Source organism: Halopseudomonas oceani (assembly GCF_002903165.1).
GTDB lineage: Bacteria > Pseudomonadota > Gammaproteobacteria > Pseudomonadales > Pseudomonadaceae > Halopseudomonas > Halopseudomonas oceani.
Window position 1 is genome coordinate 306,731 of the sequence record NZ_PPSK01000002.1, and the last position, 18,802, is coordinate 325,532.

Genomic DNA, 18,802 nt, shown 5'->3' on the forward strand with positions numbered 1-18,802 from the left:
GTTAAAACGTAGGCCGAAGGGTAAAAGGCGCCCGCTCAGCGCCGCAAATACGCACTGAAATCCACATCACTCGCCGACAAAATAGCCTGCACCCGGTTATGCACATTCAACTTGCGCAGAATTGCTGACACGTGGGCTTTCACCGTGGTTTCGGCGATGTCGAGGTGGTAGGCGATCTGTTTGTTGGATTCGCCCTTGGCCATGCGCTCGAGCACCAGCAACTGCTTGCGGGTGAGGGCGTAGAGCAGTTCCGGGGAGATGGGGTATTCCTCGGGGTTGCGGCGGGTGATGGTGTGGTTGGCGCGGATGATGTCGGAGGGCAGGTAGACGTTGCCGTCGAGGATTTGCTCAATTGCTTCGGTCATCTGCGCGCGCGGCGAGGATTTGGTGATAAAGCCGACGGCGCCGTAGGTGATGGCCTGCAGCACTACCTGCTTGTCTTCCTCGGCCGAGACAATCACCACCGGAATCGACGGCGACTCGTTGCGCAGCGTGATCAGGCCGTTGAGGCCGTGCATGCCGGGCATGTTGAGGTCCAGCAGAATCAGATCCAGGTCGTCCTGTTCCCGGGCTATGGCCAGAGCACTATCCAGGTCGCAGGTTTCCAGCAACTCGCTGCCGGGAAATCCGCTACTGATGACATTGCAGATGGCCTCGCGAAACAACGGATGATCATCAGCTATCAGTATCTTGTACATGGCTTGGGCAACCTGTTTTTGTTGTATTTGGTCATGCCGGGCAACGCTGGCCCGGTGGTATCAGTTGGTATTACACCCCCGGTGGGGCGTCTTGCAAATGATACATTCGCACAACGAACCGGTACTAAAGTAGTAATCCCGGCCCGGAGGGTCGCAAGCCGCAAGCCGCAAGCCTCAAGCGAAAAGCGAAAAGCGAAAAGCGGCGCGGGTGCTTGGTGTGCAACTTAGCCCCGAACCGCCGCCCGCTGCGGGTTGAAGGTCAGCACCGCCGCCAGGCTAAACAGCAGCCACAGCCCAAGGCAGACCAGCAGCGCGGTCAGGTTGAACTGCTGATACAGCGCAAAGCGCACCAGCTCGACCGCGTGGGTGAACGGGTTGAGCGCACACAGCCAGTACAGCCACTCACTCGACTCGCGCATCTTCCACAGTGGATACAGCGCCGACGACAGGAAAAACAGCGGGAAGATGACGAAGTTCATCACCCCGGCAAAGTTCTCCAGTTGACGAATGCCGTTGGACAGCAGCAGCCCCAGCGAACTCAGCAGCAGCGCCGCCAACAGCAGGGCAGGCGCCGCCGCCAGCAGGCCCCAGAGCGGCGGGCGAATGTCGAAGCACCAGGCAATCGCCAAAAAGGCGTAGACCTGAATCAACGACACCAGCGCGGTGGCCAGCAGCTTGCACAGCAGCAGAAACGGCCGCGGCAGCGGGCTCATCAGTAGCACGCGCATGCTGCCCATTTCCCGGTCGTAGACCATCGACAGCGAGCCCTGCATGCCGTTGAACAGCAAAATCATGCAGCACAGCCCGGGCAGGATGTAGGTCTCGTAGGTGATGTAGGTGCTGTACGGCGGGATGATCGACACCCCCAGCGCGGCGCGAAACCCGGCGGCGAACACCAGTAGCCACAGCAGCGGCCGCACCAGCGCGCTGAGAAAGCGAGAACGCTGTTGGAAGAAGCGCAGCCATTCGCGCTGCATCACGCCCTGCAGACAGTTGAGGTACTGGGCGGCGGTCATAGGGCGGGTTCCTCGCTGGCGCGGCTGAGCCGCTCGAAGGCATCACTCAGGCTCTCCTGAGTCGCGCCGTTGCTCAGCGCGTCGGCTTGCCCCTGGGCGACCACGCGGCCGCGGTTGAGCATCACCACCGGGTCGCTGGGCAGAATCTCGTCGAGCAGGTGAGTGGTCCAGATCACCGTCAGTTGCCGCTCATCGCACAGCGCACGCACGTGCTGATTGAGCGCCCGGCGGCTGGCCTGATCCAGCCCCACGCTGGCCTCATCGAGCAGCAGAATGCGTGGTTGATGGAGCAGGGCGCGGGCAATCTCGACCCGGCGGCGGTGACCGCCGTTCAGTGCGCGCACCCGTTCGTGCTGGCGTTCGCCGAGCTGCTGGCGGGCCAGTTCGGCGTCGATGCGCTGCGCCGCCTCGCGGCGTGACAGCCCATGTAGGGCGGCGTGGTAGGCCAGGTTCTGGCGTACGCTGAGGTCCAGATCCAGCGTGCTCTGCTGGAACACTACGCCGAGCTGGCGCAGCGCCGCACGCGGGTGCTGGCGGATCGACAGACCGTCCAGCAGGATGTCGCCCTGCTGCAGGGCGTAGAGGCGGCTGAGCAGCGCCACCAGCGTCGACTTGCCCGCACTGTTGGGGCCGAGCAAGGCGTTCAGGCAGCCCGGCTGACAGCTGAAATCCACCTGCCTGAGCGCCTGACGTTCGCCATAGGCAAAACTGACTCCCTGCACACAGATGCTCATCAGGGCGTAATCACCACGCCCCAGGGGAAGCGGCCGACCCTGATCGACTTCACTACCTCCAGGTCGTGGACGTTGACCACGGACACATCGCCGCTGATGCCGTTGGTGGTCAGCAGCAGGCTTTCATCGGCGTTGAACGCCATGTGCCAGACGCGGCGGCCCACCAGCAGGTAATCCAGTACCTCGAAGGTGTTGGCGTCGACCACCGCCACGTGGTTGGCCGGGCCAAGGGCGATGAAGGCGTATTTGCCGTCGCGGGTCAGGCGCACGCCAACCGGCTGAATGCGGTCCGGGTGAATGCCCTTGATCTCGAAGGTCAGCACCTTCTTCACTTCCCGCGAATCCACGTCCAGCACGGTGACGGTGCCGCCGATCTCGGCCGAGGCCCACAGCGTCTTGCTGTCGTGGCTGAACTCGACGTGGCGAGGGCGCTGGTCAACCAGGGTGTTGTCGACCAGCTCATTGGTGGTGGTGTCGATCCAGTGCAGCATGTTGGTGGTTTCGCTGGTGTTCACCGCCCATTTGCCGTCCGGGCTGACCGCCATGCCCTCGGGCTCTACGCCCACGTCGATCTGCGCCAGCACCTCGGCGGTCGGCACGTCGACCACGGTTACCAGCGCGTCGTCTTCGTTGGAGATGTACAGGGTGCGGTCGTTCGGATGCAGGGCGAACTGCTCTGGGTCGGCACCGGATGGCAGCTCCTGAATGATGCGGCGGGTCGCCAGATCCATGATCTGCACGGTGTCGGAGTCGCTGGCGCAGATGAACAGCTTGCTGTTGTCGCTCGACAGCAGAATGCCGCGCGGGCGCATGCCGACCTCCAGCGTGTCGGTCACCTCCAGGGTGTTCATGTCGATCACCGAAATGGTGTTGTCCTTCTCGTTGGAGACATAGGCAGTCTCGGCCAGAGCAGCGGTGCTTGCGGTGGTGATCAGCGCGGCCAGCAGGGCGTAGCGAAAGGGCAGGGTAGTCATGGGCAGCTCCATCAGCTCTTGTTCAGGTGTTCGGCGATGCGGCACTGGCTCTCGGGCTCGTCGTAGCCGAGGGTGTCCAGGTCGGTGCCGGGGTGCAGGAAGCCGTCCTGCGGTGACGTGGTAACCAGTGCGCGCGGCTGCACCAGCGCAATCGGCTGGCGTAGCTGACCGCTCCAGGTGCGGTAGCTCAGTTTGCGGCCCTTGAAGCCGTCCATCGGCAGGCGGTCACTGACGCTGAGTGCGGCAATGGCCTCGGCGTCGGTGCTGTTGAGGGTGGTGACCGCCGCGCCAATCGAGCGCACGGCCAGCCAGGAAGCGAAGTCCAGACTGTTCATCCAGCGCCCGGCGTGTTCCTCAAAGCGCTTCTGCAACTGCGCCGCGCCGTAGGTTTCGATGGTCTTGTGCCAGCCGACCGGAGTCAGGCCCTGGGTACCGGCCACCGGACGCGGATACCAGGTGTTGTAGGGGATGTATTCGCCAAAGTCGCCGCGCTCGTCGGCCACCAGCACCACGTCGTACTCATCGGTTTGGGTGAACAACGGCACCTCGGCCTGGGCGGCGCGGCGCAGGTCGGTATCAAAGCTCCACTCTTTTTCCGCGACGATGCGCATGCCGTAGCGCTGGGCGGCACGCTTGAGGGCATTGGCGTAGGCCTGATCCGCTTCGGTTGGGCCGCTGATCAGCAGCCAGCGCTTGAGTTTGCGGCTGAGCAGAAACTGGCCCAGCGCATCGGCCAGCATGGCGCGGCTGGGCAAGGTGTGCAGCACGTTGGGCAGGCACTGGGTGGTGCGCAGGACGTCGTCGTAACTGCCGGCGTTGAATAGCAGGCTGTCGCCAAACTCGGCAGACAGGGCGCTCAGCGCGCTGGCCGGCAGGTTGCTGATGAACAGTCGCACGCCGTCGGCATGCAGGGCGCGGGCGGCGTCGAGGGTGGCGTCCAGCTCGGGCTCGCTGGCGGTAACCAGTTGATAGTCGTGCTTGAGAAAGCGGCCGGTGGTGTTGTTGTCGACGATGGCGAGTTCCGCGCCGCGCAGCCCGGCATCGGTTGGCTCGGGGATCACGTTCGACAGCACCGGGCCGGGGTCGGGTGTCCAGGCTACGTAGCCGATGCGCACGTCCAGCGGCTCGGCGTATGCTTGTTCGGCCACCAGCGTGGCCACGCACAGGGCGAGCATGAAGAATGCAGTTTGGGTGAGCAGCGGGCGCATCGGGGCCTCCTTTTTGTTGTGGCCCCAGCATAGGAACCGCCCGCCGGCGGGGAAATATGAAGAAAGTACCAATCGCCCGGTACCAAGGTACTATTTCGGCCCGCGACAGGGTCTTTAGCATGGCAGCAGCACAATAAAAAAAGGACTGCCTCCATGTCGCGTACCCGCACCCTGCTGCACGTCAGCCTCATGCTCGTCTGCCTGATTGGCACCGACCGCCTGTTTGCCGCTGGTGATCTGACCCGTCGCACCACGCCCTTGCCTGATCTGGTGCTGGGCAACGACGAGAGCGACTTCGCCCTGAGCCAGACCGAATACGAGCTGGAAACCGGCAAGGCCTACCAACTGATGGTCATCTCCTCCGGGATGAAGGAATACGCCTTCCAGGCGCCTGACTTCTTCAAGACCGTGCACCTGCGCAAAGTCGAGGCCGGTGAAGTGGAAATCAAACCTGCCGTGCTGCACGAGCTGGAATTCGAGGAAGCCGGTGAGGCCGAAATCTTCTTTACCCCGCTGATCCCTGGCCGTTACGCCTTCTACCTCAAGGGCTACGAGAGCAAGGGGATGCAGGGCACCTTCGTCGTCCGCTGAGGCCCCGATGAAAACCCTGCCGCTGGCGGCGCGCCTGTACGCGGGAGTGCTGCTGGCCTTCGCCGCGATGTTGCTCAGCCTGCTGCTGGTGTTGCTGCAGCAGGCCGAAAAGGATCTGGTGCGCGAACTGCACGCCAGCCGCGCGCTGGCCTTGCAACTGTTCGACGGCCTGTCGCGCAGCGCCAGTTCACCCGACCCGCAGCAATTCGATGGCCTGCGCCACCTGCGCATCAGCCGCGTAGGTGAAGTGCCGCCTGCGGCCACCGCCGAGGACGTGCCGCGCTGGCTGGTCAACTGGCTGCAACCGGCGGTGGAGGAACGCTTCCCGCCGCTGACCTTGTCGTTTAACGATGGCTCCCAATGGCACATCACCCCTGACCCCCACGATGAACTCGGCGAAATCTGGGAATCGGTGCAGCTCCTGCTGCTGGTGTTTGCCGCCGCGCTGGCGGTGTCGCTGCTGGCGATTCACTGGGCGCTTGGCCGTGGCCAGCGCGCCTATCAGCAACTGCTCGGCGGCCTGCATGAGGTCGCGGCTGGGCGCTTCAATACGCGGCTGGCCGCCAGCCAGCAACCGGAACTGAACCAGCTGGCCGAGCGCTTCAACAGCATGGCCGGTGCCCTGCAGCAAGCCGAGCAGCGCAACCAGAACCTGACCGAGCGGCTGCTCAGCGTGCAGGAAGACGAGCGCACGCAGCTGGCCCACGCGCTGCACGATGATCTGGGCCAGTACCTCACCGGCATCCGCGCCCAGACCTTCATGCTGCAGCACAGCCGCAGCGCCTCGCCCGAACAGATCGACCAACTCAGCCAGCAGTTGATCGGCAGCTGCGACGGCCTGCAGCAGGGCTTTCGTGCCCTGGTGCGCGACTTGCACCCGGTGGTGCTGCAGCGCCTTGGGCTGGAACAGGCGCTGGCCCAACTGAGCGAACAATGGCAGGTGCAGCACGGCATCGACTGCCGCCTGCTGCTGACCACCGACCTACCCGAACTGGCACCCGAGGCCCGCGCGCATCTCTACCGGCTGGTGCAGGAAGCACTCAACAACGTCGCCCGCCACGCCCGCGCCACGCTGGTGCAGATATGGCTGGGCTGCGTGGGCGATCAACTGGTGGTGCGCATCGAAGACAACGGCCGCGGCCTGGCGCAGAACAGCAACTGGGGCATCGGCATGCACTCGATGCACGAACGGGCCCGCTGTCTCGGCGCCGCGCTGCAGCTGCGCGGTGCAGAGCAGGGCGGGCTGATACTGGAGTTGAGCATTCCATGGAGGCAGGCAGCATGAACATCTTGCTGGTGGACGATCACGCGGTAGTGCGCCAAGGCTACACCAGCCTGCTGGCAATGATGCTTGGCCAGGCCGAGGTACGCGGCGTTGAGAGCGGTGAGGAGGCCATCGCCGCCGCCCAGCAGCGCGTGCCCGATCTGGTGGTGATGGACATTGGCCTGCCCGGCATCAGCGGCATCGAAACCGCCCGGCGGCTGATCCAGCGTTGGCCGCTGCTGCGCATCCTGTTCTTCAGCATGCACGATGAACTGCCGCTGGTGCGTCAGGCGCTGGCCACCGGCGCGCTCGGCTATATCACCAAAAACGCCTCGCCCGAGGTGCTGCTCGATGCGGTTGGCCGCTGCCTCAAGGGGCATCGCTACATCGAACAGGAGCTGGCCACCCAGCTGGCCTGCGCCGGCAGCGATGAACGCCTTGACCCGCGCCTGCGCGACGTCACCCAGCGCGAGTTCGAGATCTTCGTCATGCTCGCCCGCGGCGTGCCGCCCCGGCAGATCGCCGAGAACCTGTGCATCAGCAGCAAGACCGTCTCCAACAACCTCACCGTGCTCAAGCAAAAGCTCAATGTCAGCTCGCTGACCGAACTGGTGCATCTGGCGATTGATACCGGCGTGCTGCGGGTGCAGAGCGCCTGACCGCCGGTCAGGTTCCGCACCGCCGCGTCGTCTGGCGGCTAGCCTGAGAGAACGTCGTTGGTCGGCCAATCTACTACTAAATAACGACGTCAACCCTGCCAACGGCGCATACCAGACACCCCAGACCCGTTACTAAGATCGAACTATGACTTGACCCGTGCGGGGTCAGGCTTCGCTCAGAGGAAAACAACAATGATCTATGCACAACCTGGAGCCGAAGGCTCAGTCGTTTCCTTCAAGTCTCGCTATGGCAACTACATCAATGGCGAGTTTGTCGCGCCGGTTAAAGGCCAGTACTTCACCAACCTGACGCCGGTCACCGGCAACGCTGTCTGTGAAATCCCGCGCTCCACCGCAGAAGACATCGACAAAGCGCTGGACGCCGCCCACGCAGCCAAGGATGCCTGGGGCAAGACCTCCGTGCAGGCGCGCAGCAACATCCTGCTGAAAATCGCCGACCGCATCGAGCAGAATCTTGAACTGCTCGCCGTCACCGAAACCTGGGACAACGGCAAGGCCGTGCGTGAAACCCTGAACGCCGACATCCCGCTGGCCGTCGACCACTTCCGCTACTTTGCCGGCAGCATCCGCGCGCAGGAAGGCAGTGCCGCCGAGCTGGACGAGCACACCGCCGCCTACCACTTCCACGAGCCGCTGGGCGTGGTTGGTCAGATCATTCCGTGGAACTTCCCGCTGTTGATGGCTGCGTGGAAACTGGCGCCGGCCCTGGCTGCCGGTAACTGCATCGTGCTGAAACCGGCCGAGCAAACCCCGCTGAGCATTCTGGTGCTGATGGAAGTCATCGGCGACCTGCTGCCGCCGGGCGTACTCAACGTGGTCAACGGTTATGGCCGCGAAGCCGGTGAAGCGCTGGCCACCAGCACGCGCATCGCCAAGCTCGCGTTCACCGGTTCCACCCCGGTTGGCCGTCACATCCTCAAGTGCGCTGCGGAAAACATCATCCCGTCTACCGTCGAGTTGGGCGGCAAGTCGCCGAACATCTACTTCTCCGACATCATGCAGGCGGAAGAATCCTTCGTTAGCAAAGCCGTAGAAGGCATGGTGCTGGCGTTCTTCAACCAGGGTGAAGTGTGCACCTGCCCGTCCCGCGCGCTGATCCAGGAAGACATGTACGACGACTTCATCGGCATGGTGCTGGAGCGTACCCGTACCATCAAACGCGGCAACCCGCTGGATACCGACACCCAGGTCGGGGCGCAGGCGTCCGAGCAGCAGTTCGACAAGATCCTGTCCTACATGGAAATCGCCCGCGAAGAGGGTGCCGAGTTCCTGATCGGTGGCGGCGCAGAGCGTCTGGGTGCCGAGTTTGGCAACGGCTACTACATCCAGCCGACCCTGCTCAAAGGCCACAACAAGATGCGCATCTTCCAGGAAGAAATCTTCGGTCCGGTGGTCAGCGTCACCACTTTCAAGACCGAAGAAGAAGCCCTGGCGATTGCCAACGACACCGAGTTCGGCCTGGGCGCCGGCCTCTGGACCCGCGACATCAACCGCGCCTACCGCGTAGGCCGCGGCATCCAGGCCGGTCGCGTCTGGACCAACTGCTACCACATGTACCCGGCCCACGCCGCGTTCGGTGGTTACAAGAAGTCCGGCGTCGGTCGCGAGAACCACAAAATGATGCTCGACCACTACCAGCAGACCAAGAACCTGCTGGTGAGCTACGACGTCAACCCGCTGGGCTTCTTCTAAGCCCACCCAGGCAAACCCCGCGCAGGTTGCTCCACCTGCCGGGGCGCTAGGGGCTGGTGGTGAGTTGTCGGCCCTGAGTACTACCCCTGAGGGAACATGCCCCTCGTTCTGCAAGTCTGTTCGTGAAACTTTGGCGTGACTTCGGTCACGCCTTTTTTTGTCTGGGATTTGGTGGGGGCGTTCTCTATAGCTCCGCTGCTGACCCGATCTCCGGTAGGGGCACGGCATGCCGTGCCCGTGGTGACGCCTGCACGAGCGTGACCGGTTTTGGTTCAACGACGTGTGTGATGCTCACCTCTGCCTTTCGCCTCCACAGCCTCCCGACTAATTGTCATCCCCCTAAACCACTACGTCACCCCCGCAAACCACCACCACGTCATCCCCGCGAAGGCGGGGATCCAGTTTCTCTCGCACCGCACGTGGAGGATTCACGTCACCTTTTCGCCCTGACGGCGAGCAGGGGGAAATGCATGGCCATTTCCCCCTGCACCCCCTAGGCCACCCCGGCTACGCGGCCCTTCGGGTTCGCTGCGTTGCTCGGTCTGACGGGGGCCGGCAGAACTCGGCTCTGCGAGCCTCAAACATGCTGCCGTCCTAATTCCCGCCAGCCCTGCGCTACTCGCCCGCGTAAACGGGGACCCGGAGTCCGTGCACGCAATACGGTTTGCGCCTTAACCAAAAAATCAGCTTGCCGTGTGTTCTCCTTTCGCTAAAGTAGGAAGTACTTCACAAAATTTCGCCGCAGCGCGAATACGTCACAAACACCAGGGAGGGTGGAAACTGCATGATTTCAGTTAACTCGAATTCGGTTTTATGGCGAGCGAATGGTTATGTATTAGTGTGCGCGCCTCCTGATCTCTGTTTTATGCAATATCTTGCCGCGGAGTAATAAATGGATATATGGGAAATTGATACGCTGGCTCTGTTTATTGCTTTCGTGATTCCTGGGTTTATCAGCATAAAAGCGTATCAATTGGCTTTTCCAGGTACTGAGAGAGCAACCTCGGATCAGCTTGTTGATGCGGTGGCTTACAGCTCAATAAATTATGCTCTACTAATTTTTCCAATAATTTCGGTGGAGTCTGGAACGCTTAGCGAGGAATGTCGCTCTATATATTACCTGTTCTATATTTTTGTTCTTTTTGTAGCTCCAATTATTTGGGTTCTATTGTGGAAATATTTGAGGACTAGAAATTTTTTTCAGCGTAATGCGCCGCATCCTACTGCTAAACCATGGGATTATGTGTTTGCACAGCGTAAGCCATACTGGATTAAGGTTACTTTGAAGGATGGAGCTGTTATAGCTGGTCGTTACGCAGATAAGTCATTTGCCTCCAGTGCTCCTGCGCCAGAACAAATCTATCTTGAAGAAACTTGGGTGTTAAACCAAAATGGTGGGTTTGAAAGGCCAAAAAATAACACCGCAGGTGTGCTGATTTTATCCAGCGAAATTTCTCATGTTGAATTAAGAAGCTAAGGAGAATTTATGGTTGACGAGAAAAGAACAATAAATGAAGGCTACGTCCCCGAGAAAGTTGAGAGGGGGTATCAGCCAGCTACTCAAACCACTGGAGACTCAAAGCCAAAAAGTGGATATGTCCCCGCAACAAGTGGTGGAGATAATCCTACAAATGACTCATCGCCTCCAGGTGATGAATAATCATATGGAGAGCTGCTATGGGAATCCGAGAAATTGCTACGGATTCCATAGAAATTGGCGCTAGATTAGAGAATAGAGGGACTTATGGATCAAGAAAAATGCAGGTTTATGGGGGGGGACGTTGGATACCAAGCTTGAAGAATGGAAGGTTAAGCTGGAGATTTTGGAAAAAGCGTTAGTTTGTTTGACGCTTGTACTGGCGATCGGAGGCTCTGGCTACAAGACAGTTGAGTTCTTGGGTGCTAAACGCATTGAGTCAGAGACCAGAACAGAGTCAATCGAGACTTTGACCAAAGTGTATGTAGAGTCACTCAATGGCGTAGAGGCCGATATTAGGGCTCTCGACGCGAAATTGGCAGAGACTGTGTGGAAAGGAAGCTCTGACTGGGACAAGCTCTCGGCCATACGCGATGCACGCGCTAAAGATCGAGCTGATCTACTAGAAAAGCTTGGTGCGCAAATTGTCCAGCTGAAGCAGGCTGAAAACTGACGTCTTGTTATAGAAGCTAAGTGACTAAGGCAGCCATCATGCCCCAACGTTCAAATGCCTTTCAAAGGGTCGTTTTCATTGTTCACCAGTCGCTGGAGCCTGAATGGGCTGTCACAGAGTCCAACATGCTTCCTGATATATACTCGGGTACGCTCCGAGAAGTAGATATCACGGCAGAGAGGCTAATCGCTGGTCACCAACTCATTTTGTCCATAGAGTGCCGCGATCATCAACGTGCAGCGGACGTCACTTGGGTGGAGCAGATGTATTCCAAACATCAGCTTTTGCCTACTTCAAAGCTTGTGCTCTGGTCTCGAAGCGGTTTCACTCGCGAGGCGATTGCGAAGGCAAAGCTCCTCAAGATCGACGCTGTGTCGCAGGCAAAAAATACACGGCCGGACTGGGCTAGCTTTGCAGACCAGGTGATTGGTAGCTATCTGCGGAAAGTAACTCCAGAGTTAAGTCCGTTTGTCGATGTCCGGCTTCCGAACGGTACTCTTCAGCGCTGTGAGGATGTCGCCGCTTCGCTGTTCTATGACGCAGAAGGAAACGTCGTCGGATCTACCGCTGCGTTGGTCGAGCTGATCCTTAACAATGAACAGTCACGAACCACATTCCTTGATCATGCACCGATCGGTGAAGGTAACTTCTATGTAGAGTTTGTTCCACCGACGGAGTGGTTTGCTGACGTTCCTAGCGTCGGTCGATGTGCCATCAAGCGTATAGGTGTCGGCGTTCGCACCCTGGGAGAGATGTGCAAAGTCTCCACGGCGACCGTTCATCAAGATAAGCGTGTAGTGACTCTTGCGACAGCTACCGTTCAAAACGGCACTTTTGAGTTGTTGGTTGAAGAGCTCGAGAATCAGAAGCCAAAGTTTCAGGCGAAATTGCGGGGAAAATGATTAACCATTTGCTCATTCGGATACCTGACGGCAAAATTGAACTCAAACCTTGGATGATATGAATTTTAAATACGCCTGTGGTGTATACGGTTACAACATTACCCGGGAGATCGACATCCCTGGGCTTCGCATTGTCCCAATCGACGACAACTACCGTCGTGTGAACGATGCAGCACGAGACCTTAGCGAGTTTCGATTGACGGGTATCGCATACCTTGACCAGCCAAACGACGACTTGGTGTTTGAGTTGGAGGCGGTGCTCTCCTTCATTGAGCGGCTCGAGGTTTTGGTAACTGCCCCTATTTTGTGCGCAGGGCAGAACGTTCTAGAGCAATTTCCGGAGCGTATTGCTTCTCACAAGCGTCACAATGGTGGTGGGGCGATGCTGAGGGCAGACGTATTTTCCTTGGAGTCACGAAAAGACTTTATTGAGAAAACTCTTGATCGACTACGTGATCAAAATTTTTGCGAATCCACGCAGTTTCGAATTCTATTCTTCAAATGTGTGGAGACGTTTCGGCAAAGAAAGAACTTCCTAGATACATCTTATTTCTTTCTGTTTTCGGGGTTGGAATCTTATTGCAGGGCTGTAACAAAGGATCGGACGTCAAAGAATGCATCTATTCCGATATGCGCTGCGTTAACCAAGTTGAGTTTTAACGTGTACCAAGATCGTCCTGATGAGCTTGTTCGTGCGGTATCGACGTACGTTCATCTGAGAAATGCATTATTTCATAATAGTGATCTGGAAGTAGACGTGGATTTTAATGGCAACTTGGTTCGCTTAAAAGTTATAGATTATATATTTCACCTCGGTCAGCTTGTCGCTCTGAGTGTCCTTAAAATTGTGGGGTTTGATGATGGGCACATCAACTGGAACAGTTGGGTAGACCGGCAAGCCTTCAAGTAGCGCGCACACTCAAAAATTCCAGCAGCATCGCGTCTATAAAGCGGATGGATTTTGTGCAATGCGCGTTGACCATGGTTGTGTACGATTGTTGCGCACCTGCAGATGACGGATGAAGGGTTGCCTGAGTGGAGCATTTCTTTTTAGATGTCTGCGCTGAAGTCAAGCATTAAACCACCCCCACACCAACCAAATCACGACCAAATCTACTCCCAAAGTATCATTCGTACCCCCCCGATCCCGGTGTTTAACTGAGTCCGTCGGTTCCTGCCGACGCTGTAAACCCACGCAATAACAAGAGGATCGACCCATGTGGACTAAACCCAGCTACACCGACCTGCGCATTGGCTTTGAAGTCACCATGTACTTTGCCAACCGCTGAGTACCGGGCGCCCCGGTTTCCGGGGCGTTTAGGCACGCTGGCCGAGGACAGATCCCATGCATGTACAGATACTTGGTTCGGCTGCTGGCGGTGGTTTTCCGCAGTGGAACTGTAACTGCCGCAACTGCGACGGCCTGCGCCGTGGCACGCTGAACGCGAAAGCGCGTACCCAATCTTCCATTGCCTTGTCGGATGACGGGGTGAACTGGATTCTCTGCAATGCTTCCCCCGACATTCGCACCCAGCTGGAGCAGACGCCTGTGCTGCAACCGGTGCGGGCGGTGCGTGATACGGCGATTCGGGCGATTGTGTTGATGGACAGCCAGATAGATCACGTGACCGGGCTGCTGACCCTGCGTGAGGGTTGCCCTCACGAGGTATGGTGTACCGATATGGTCCATGAGGATCTGCAGACCGGCTTTCCGCTGTTCCCGATGCTGAGCCATTGGAACGGTGGTTTGCAGCGCCGTCGGATCGGTCTGGGTGAGCCATTCCGTATTCCGGCCTGCCCGGCGCTGGAGTTTTTGCCGATTCCGCTGCGCAGTGCGGCGCCGCCGTATTCGCCGCACCGCAACGACCCGCACCCCGGCGACAACATCGGCCTGCTGGTGCGCGACACCAATACCGGGGGGGTACTGTTTTATGCACCGGGCCTCGGCCAGCCGGATGACGGCCTGCTGGCGACCATGCGTGATGCCGATTGCCTGCTGGTGGACGGCACCCTGTGGCGCGATGACGAGATGGCCTTTGCTGGCGTGGGCGACAAGCTCGGCAGCGAGATGGGCCACCTGCAGCAGAGTGGGCCGGGCGGGATGATCGAGCTGCTGGATGCGCAGCCGGCCAGCCGCAAGGTGCTCATTCATATCAACAACACCAATCCGATCCTGGACGAGGACTCTGCCGAGCGCGCCGAACTGGTGGCGCATGGCATCGAGGTCGCCCATGACGGTATGCAGATCGTTCTGTAAGGAGGCCGCCATGCAGCGCGAGCCGATGAGTATTGCCGAATTCGAGCAGGCCCTGCGCGGCAAGGGCCGCTACTACCACATTCATCACCCGTTCCACGTTGCCATGTACGACGGCAGCGCCACCCGCGAGCAGATTCAGGGTTGGGTGGCGAACCGCTTTTACTATCAGGTCTGCATTCCGGTGAAGGACGCGGCGATTCTGGCCAACTGCCCGGACCGCGACACCCGCCGCGAGTGGATTCAGCGCATCATCGACCACGATGGCGAGCCGGGCAGCGAGGGCGGTATCGAGGCCTGGCTGCGCCTCGGCGAGGCCGTGGGGCTGGACCGCGAGGTGTTGCTGTCGCAGGAGCTGGTGCTGCCGGGCGTGCGCTTTGCGGTGGATGCCTATGTCAACTTCGCCCGCCGGGCCAGCTGGCAGGAGGCGGCCAGTTCGTCCCTGACCGAGCTGTTTGCCCCGCACATTCACCAGTCGCGGCTGGACAGCTGGCCGCAGCATTACCCGTGGATTGATCCGACCGGGTACGACTACTTCCGCAAGCGCCTGAAAGAGGCCCGCCGCGACGTCGAGCACGGCCTGCGCATTACCCTGCATCACTACACCACCTGGGAGGCGCAGCAGCGCATGCTGGAGATTCTGCAGTTCAAGCTGGACGTGCTCTGGAGCATGCTCGACGCCATGACCATGGCCTATGAGCTGGAGCGCCCGCCGTATCACACGGTCACGGCCGACAAGGTCTGGCACCGGGGGATTGCGCTATGAATCCGGTGGTGCGTGATAACACGCCGGTGCTGCGCCCCGGCTTTCGTCTGCAATGGGAACCGGTGCAGAACAGCCACGTGCTGCTCTACCCGGAGGGCATGGTCAAGCTGAACGAGAGCGCTGCCGAAGTGCTGTTGCTGGTCGACGGCCAGCGGCCGGTGGCTGACATCATCGACACGCTGACAGACAAGTTTCCCAATGTGCCGGGACTGGACGAAGACGTTCTGGCCTTTATCGAGGTGGCCCATGCTCAACACTGGCTCCACATCCGCTGAACAGGGGCCACCGCTGTGGCTGCTGGCCGAGCTGACCTACCGCTGCCCGCTGCAGTGCCCGTACTGCTCGAACCCGCTGGAGTTTGCCAACCACAAGGGTGAGTTGAGCACCGCCCAGTGGATCGACGTGTTCACCCAGGCGCGGGCGCTGGGTGCGGCGCAGCTGGGTTTTTCCGGTGGTGAGCCGCTGGTGCGCGAAGACCTCGCCGAGTTGATCGGCGCGGCGCGCGAACTGGGTTTTTACACCAACCTGATCACCTCCGGCATGGGGCTGACCGAGGCCAAGATCGAGGCCTTCCGCGAGGCGGGGCTGGATCATATCCAGATCAGCTTTCAGGCTTCCGATGCCGAGATCAACAACATGCTGGCCGGCTCGCGCAAGGCGTTCGAGCAGAAGCTGGCGATGGCGCGTGCGGTCAAGGCGGCGGGTTACCCGATGGTGCTCAACTTCGTGACCCATCGGCATAACATCGACCGGATCGACCGCATCATCGAGCTGTGCGTGGCGCTGGAGGCGGATTTTGTCGAGCTGGCGACCTGTCAGTACTACGGCTGGGCGCACCTGAACCGCGCCGGGTTGTTGCCGACCAAGGCGCAGCTGGATCACGCCGAGCAGGTCACCAACCAGTGGCGCGAGAAGCTGGCAGAGCAGGGCAACCCGTGCAAGCTGATTCTGGTCACCCCCGATTACTACGAGGAGCGCCCCAAGGGCTGCATGAACGGTTGGGGCAATATCTTCCTGACCATCACCCCGGACGGCACCGCGCTGCCGTGCCACAGCGCGCGGCAGCTGCCGGTCAGCTTCCCCAGCGTGACCGAGCACAGCCTGTCACACATCTGGTATGACTCCTTCGGTTTCAACCGCTTTCGCGGCTATGATTGGATGAGCGAGCCGTGCCGGTCCTGCGACGAAAAGGAGAAGGACTTTGGCGGCTGCCGCTGTCAGGCGTACCTGCTGACCGGTGATGCCACCCAGGCGGACCCGGTGTGCAGCAAGTCGCCCCACCATCACAAGATTCTGCAGGCCAGAGCCGAAGCAGAGCAGCCCCAGCTGGGGATAGAGGAGTTGACCTTCCGTAATGAACGTACCTCGAGGATCATCTGCAAGGTCTGATGTAACCGTGCCCGGCCGCTGGCCGAGCGACTTCAGCGCAGCGCAGGCGGTCGCCGCCAGCGCTGATTACAGCGATCTGTGCTGCGTCGACGGCGCGCTCTGGTGGCTGACCTTCCGCCCGCAGCAGGGTGACAGCGTGCTGCAGTGTTGGCAGGACGGCGTCCCCCGCACCATTACCCCCCAAGGCCATTCCGTACGCAGCCGCGTGTATGAGTACGGCGGCGGCAGCTTTTGCGTGCTGCCCGGCGAGCACGAACCCGACTGCCTGCTGGTGTTCGTCAACGAAGCCGATCAGCAGCTGTATCTGCAATGCCCGGAAGGGCAGCGCCTTGAACCACTGACCAGTCACCCCGAATGCCGCTACGGCGGACTCTGCGCCGACCTTGCGCGCCGCCGCGTGCTGGCGGTGGAAGAGGCGCATCTGCCGGGTCGGGTAGAGCACCGGTTGGTCGCCATCGGGCTGGACGGTTCGCGTCAGTTGCTTGCCAGCAGCGCCGACTTCTACCACAGCCCGCAAGTCAGTGATGACGGCACGCAGCTGGCGTGGATCGAATGGGATCGCCCCGATCTGAGCTGGACGCGCACCCGGCTGATGCGGGCATCGCTGGCTGCCGACGGCAGCGTGGCGCAGGTGCAGTCGGTCGATGGTGCGGATGACGCATGGCAGCAGCCGCGCTTTGATGCCAGCGGCCAGCTGTGCTGCCTGTCTGACCGCAGTGGCTATTGGGTGCCCTGGCAGGTTGCAGCTGACGGCCCGCGCAAGTTGCCGGCGATTGCCGCCGATCACGCGCCCGCACCGTGGCAGCAGGGCAGCAACACCTGGCTGCCGCTGGAGGACGGCTGGATGGCGCTGAGCTGGAGCGAGGCCGGATACGGCCATCTGGCGCTGCGCCATTCGGTCAGCGCCGAAGAGCGGCGGCTGGCGCACGCCTACAGCCGCTTTCGTCACCTGTGCAGCGACGGCAAGGCGCTGTATTGCATCGGCGCGTCGCCCAGCTGCACCGCCGCCATTCTGCGCATTGAACTGGCCACCGGTGAACTGACCCGCCTGCTGGGCGAAGACAGTGCGCTGGACGACGCCGATCTGTCGCGCCCCGAGCGGCTGCTGTATCTGAGCGCGGGTGGCGAGAGTGCCCACGGCTTCTTCTACCCGCCGCGCAATCACGCCCAGCAGCTGGATCAGCCGCCACCGCTGCTGATCTTCACCCACGGCGGGCCGACGTCGGCCTGCTATCCGGTGCTGGATAACCGCATCCAGTTCTGGACCCAGCGCGGCTTTGCCGTCGCCGATCTGAACTACCGCGGCAGCACTGGGTTCGGTCGCGCCTACCGCCAGCGCCTGCAGGGCAATTGGGGCGTGACCGACGTGGAGGACGTGCTCGCGGCGGTCGACTATCTGAGTCAGCAGGACAAGATCAACCCGGCGCAGGTATTTATTCGCGGCTCCAGCGCCGGCGGCTACACCACCTTGTGCTCGCTGGTGGCCGGGGCAGGGCGCTTCCGCGCGGCGGCCAGCCTGTACGGCGTCAGCGACCCGCTGCAGCTGCGCGCGGTGACCCACAAGTTTGAAGCCGACTATATTGACTGGCTGATCGGCGACCCCGACACCCAGCCCGAACGCTACGTGGAACGCTCCCCACTCGCCCAGGCCGACCGCATCCGCACCCCGGTGATCTTCTTCCAGGGCCTGCGCGACGCTGTGGTGCTGCCCAGCCAGACCGAACAGATGGTCGCCGCGCTGGACGACAACGGCGTGCCGGTGCACTGCGTCACCTTCGCCGACGAACGCCACGGCTTCCGGCAGGCCGCGCATCTGGCGCAGGTGCTGGAAGAGGAGCTGGCGTTTTATCAGGCGTGGTTGTAATGCGGAGAGCCCCTGACGCGAACGGCACGCCTCATTACCTCGTCATCCTCGCGCAGGCGAGGATCCATGGTGGGCGCGGGCGTATGACTGGATTCCCGCCTGCGCGGGAATGACGGTGTAGTGGGGAGGTTATTGGTGTGGCTAATCGTGCCTAGCCGCCTGCTGCCAGCCCTTCAATTTCGTCATACCCGCGCAGGCGAGGATCCATTGCGGGTACTGGCTTATCACTGGATTCCCGTCTTCGCGGGAATGACGGTGTAGTGGGAGGGTTTGGATGCGGTTAATCGTGCCTAGCCGCCTGCTGCCACTCCTTCAACCTCGTCATCCTCGCGAAGGCGAGGATCCATTGCGGGTGTTGGCTCATCCCTGGATTCCCGCCTGCGCGGGAATGACGGTGTAGTGGGAGGGTTTGGATGCGGTTAATCGTGCCTAGCCGCCTGCTGCCTCTCCTTCAACCTCGTCATCCTCGCGAAGGCGAGGATCCATTGCGGGTTCTGTTGCATGGCTGGATTCCCGCCTTCGCGGGAATGACGTCTGAATGGATAGGTTTGGGTCTGGGGCGGCCTGGCGAGGGGCTTCTGGGCGCCAGAAGGTGGTGCGTCATGCTAGTCTCGCTGCGT

20 protein-coding genes are annotated in these 18,802 nt (G+C 60.7%); 15 read left to right on the forward strand and 5 right to left on the reverse strand.

The window, feature by feature from the left end:
- Positions 1-35: 35 nt before the first annotated feature.
- The 5 genes from C1949_RS03635 to C1949_RS03655 form a co-directional block, all read right to left on the reverse strand.
- A complete protein-coding gene (locus C1949_RS03635) occupies positions 36-698 on the reverse strand; it encodes a response regulator transcription factor (protein ID WP_083724638.1) in 663 nt (220 codons plus the stop codon).
- A 224-nt stretch (positions 699-922) separates the two neighbouring features.
- The gene (locus C1949_RS03640; RefSeq protein WP_088275455.1) at positions 923-1,714 is read right to left on the reverse strand and encodes an ABC transporter permease; all 792 of its coding nucleotides are present in this window, start codon (positions 1,712-1,714) and stop codon (positions 923-925) included.
- Positions 1,711-2,451, reverse strand: a complete 741-nt coding sequence (locus C1949_RS03645) for an ABC transporter ATP-binding protein (protein WP_104737112.1) — start codon at positions 2,449-2,451, stop codon at positions 1,711-1,713. The genes C1949_RS03640 and C1949_RS03645 overlap by 4 nt, the downstream gene beginning before the upstream one ends.
- Positions 2,448-3,422 (reverse strand): YVTN family beta-propeller repeat protein, encoded by a 975-nt coding sequence (locus C1949_RS03650; protein ID WP_104737206.1) that lies wholly within the window; start codon positions 3,420-3,422, stop codon positions 2,448-2,450. Before C1949_RS03650 ends, C1949_RS03645 begins: the two co-directional genes overlap by 4 nt.
- Before the next feature lie 11 nt (positions 3,423-3,433).
- Positions 3,434-4,630 (reverse strand): ABC transporter substrate-binding protein, encoded by a 1,197-nt coding sequence (locus C1949_RS03655; protein WP_104737113.1) that lies wholly within the window; start codon positions 4,628-4,630, stop codon positions 3,434-3,436.
- A gap of 153 nt (positions 4,631-4,783) precedes the next feature.
- On the opposite strand from C1949_RS03655, the gene C1949_RS03660 reads away from it, so the two are divergent.
- From C1949_RS03660 to C1949_RS03725, 15 genes are all read left to right on the forward strand, one after another.
- A complete protein-coding gene (locus C1949_RS03660; protein ID WP_104737114.1) occupies positions 4,784-5,221 on the forward strand; it encodes a cupredoxin domain-containing protein in 438 nt (145 codons plus the stop codon).
- A gap of 7 nt (positions 5,222-5,228) precedes the next feature.
- The gene (locus tag C1949_RS03665; RefSeq protein WP_104737115.1) at positions 5,229-6,506 is read left to right on the forward strand and encodes a sensor histidine kinase; all 1,278 of its coding nucleotides are present in this window, start codon (positions 5,229-5,231) and stop codon (positions 6,504-6,506) included.
- The gene (locus C1949_RS03670) at positions 6,503-7,144 is read left to right on the forward strand and encodes a response regulator (RefSeq protein WP_104737207.1); all 642 of its coding nucleotides are present in this window, start codon (positions 6,503-6,505) and stop codon (positions 7,142-7,144) included. Before C1949_RS03665 ends, C1949_RS03670 begins: the two co-directional genes overlap by 4 nt.
- Before the next feature lie 192 nt (positions 7,145-7,336).
- Complete coding sequence (gene exaC / locus C1949_RS03675) at positions 7,337-8,857, forward strand: acetaldehyde dehydrogenase ExaC (RefSeq protein WP_096006377.1); 1,521 nt, start codon at positions 7,337-7,339, stop codon at positions 8,855-8,857.
- An 892-nt stretch (positions 8,858-9,749) separates the two neighbouring features.
- Positions 9,750-10,334, forward strand: a complete 585-nt coding sequence (locus C1949_RS03680) for a DUF6338 family protein (RefSeq protein WP_104737116.1) — start codon at positions 9,750-9,752, stop codon at positions 10,332-10,334.
- Between the two features lie 9 nt (positions 10,335-10,343).
- Positions 10,344-10,517 (forward strand): hypothetical protein, encoded by a 174-nt coding sequence (locus C1949_RS19380; protein ID WP_170062990.1) that lies wholly within the window; start codon positions 10,344-10,346, stop codon positions 10,515-10,517.
- Between the two features lie 121 nt (positions 10,518-10,638).
- A complete protein-coding gene (locus tag C1949_RS03685; protein ID WP_104737117.1) occupies positions 10,639-11,007 on the forward strand; it encodes a hypothetical protein in 369 nt (122 codons plus the stop codon).
- Between the two features lie 38 nt (positions 11,008-11,045).
- Positions 11,046-11,909, forward strand: coding sequence for a hypothetical protein (locus C1949_RS03690; RefSeq protein WP_104737118.1), 864 nt, complete (start codon positions 11,046-11,048; stop codon positions 11,907-11,909).
- Between the two features lie 49 nt (positions 11,910-11,958).
- Positions 11,959-12,819, forward strand: coding sequence for a hypothetical protein (locus C1949_RS03695; RefSeq protein ID WP_146040283.1), 861 nt, complete (start codon positions 11,959-11,961; stop codon positions 12,817-12,819).
- Positions 12,820-13,126: 307 nt separating this feature from the next.
- Positions 13,127-13,198, forward strand: coding sequence for a pyrroloquinoline quinone precursor peptide PqqA (gene pqqA / locus C1949_RS03700; protein ID WP_063607997.1), 72 nt, complete (start codon positions 13,127-13,129; stop codon positions 13,196-13,198).
- A gap of 56 nt (positions 13,199-13,254) precedes the next feature.
- On the forward strand, positions 13,255-14,166 hold the full coding sequence (pqqB, locus tag C1949_RS03705) for a pyrroloquinoline quinone biosynthesis protein PqqB (RefSeq protein ID WP_104737120.1): 912 nt from the start codon (positions 13,255-13,257) through the stop codon (positions 14,164-14,166).
- Positions 14,167-14,176: 10 nt separating this feature from the next.
- Positions 14,177-14,929: a pyrroloquinoline-quinone synthase PqqC gene (pqqC, locus tag C1949_RS03710; RefSeq protein ID WP_104737121.1), complete on the forward strand. Its 753-nt coding sequence runs from the start codon at positions 14,177-14,179 to the stop codon at positions 14,927-14,929.
- Entirely contained in the window at positions 14,926-15,204 is a 279-nt protein-coding gene (gene pqqD, locus C1949_RS03715; protein ID WP_104737122.1) for a pyrroloquinoline quinone biosynthesis peptide chaperone PqqD, read from the forward strand. Before pqqC ends, pqqD begins: the two co-directional genes overlap by 4 nt.
- Positions 15,176-16,318, forward strand: a complete 1,143-nt coding sequence (pqqE, locus tag C1949_RS03720; protein ID WP_104737123.1) for a pyrroloquinoline quinone biosynthesis protein PqqE — start codon at positions 15,176-15,178, stop codon at positions 16,316-16,318. Before pqqD ends, pqqE begins: the two co-directional genes overlap by 29 nt.
- Positions 16,284-18,182, forward strand: coding sequence for an alpha/beta hydrolase family protein (locus C1949_RS03725; RefSeq protein ID WP_104737124.1), 1,899 nt, complete (start codon positions 16,284-16,286; stop codon positions 18,180-18,182). The genes pqqE and C1949_RS03725 overlap by 35 nt, the downstream gene beginning before the upstream one ends.
- Positions 18,183-18,802 lie beyond the last annotated feature (620 nt).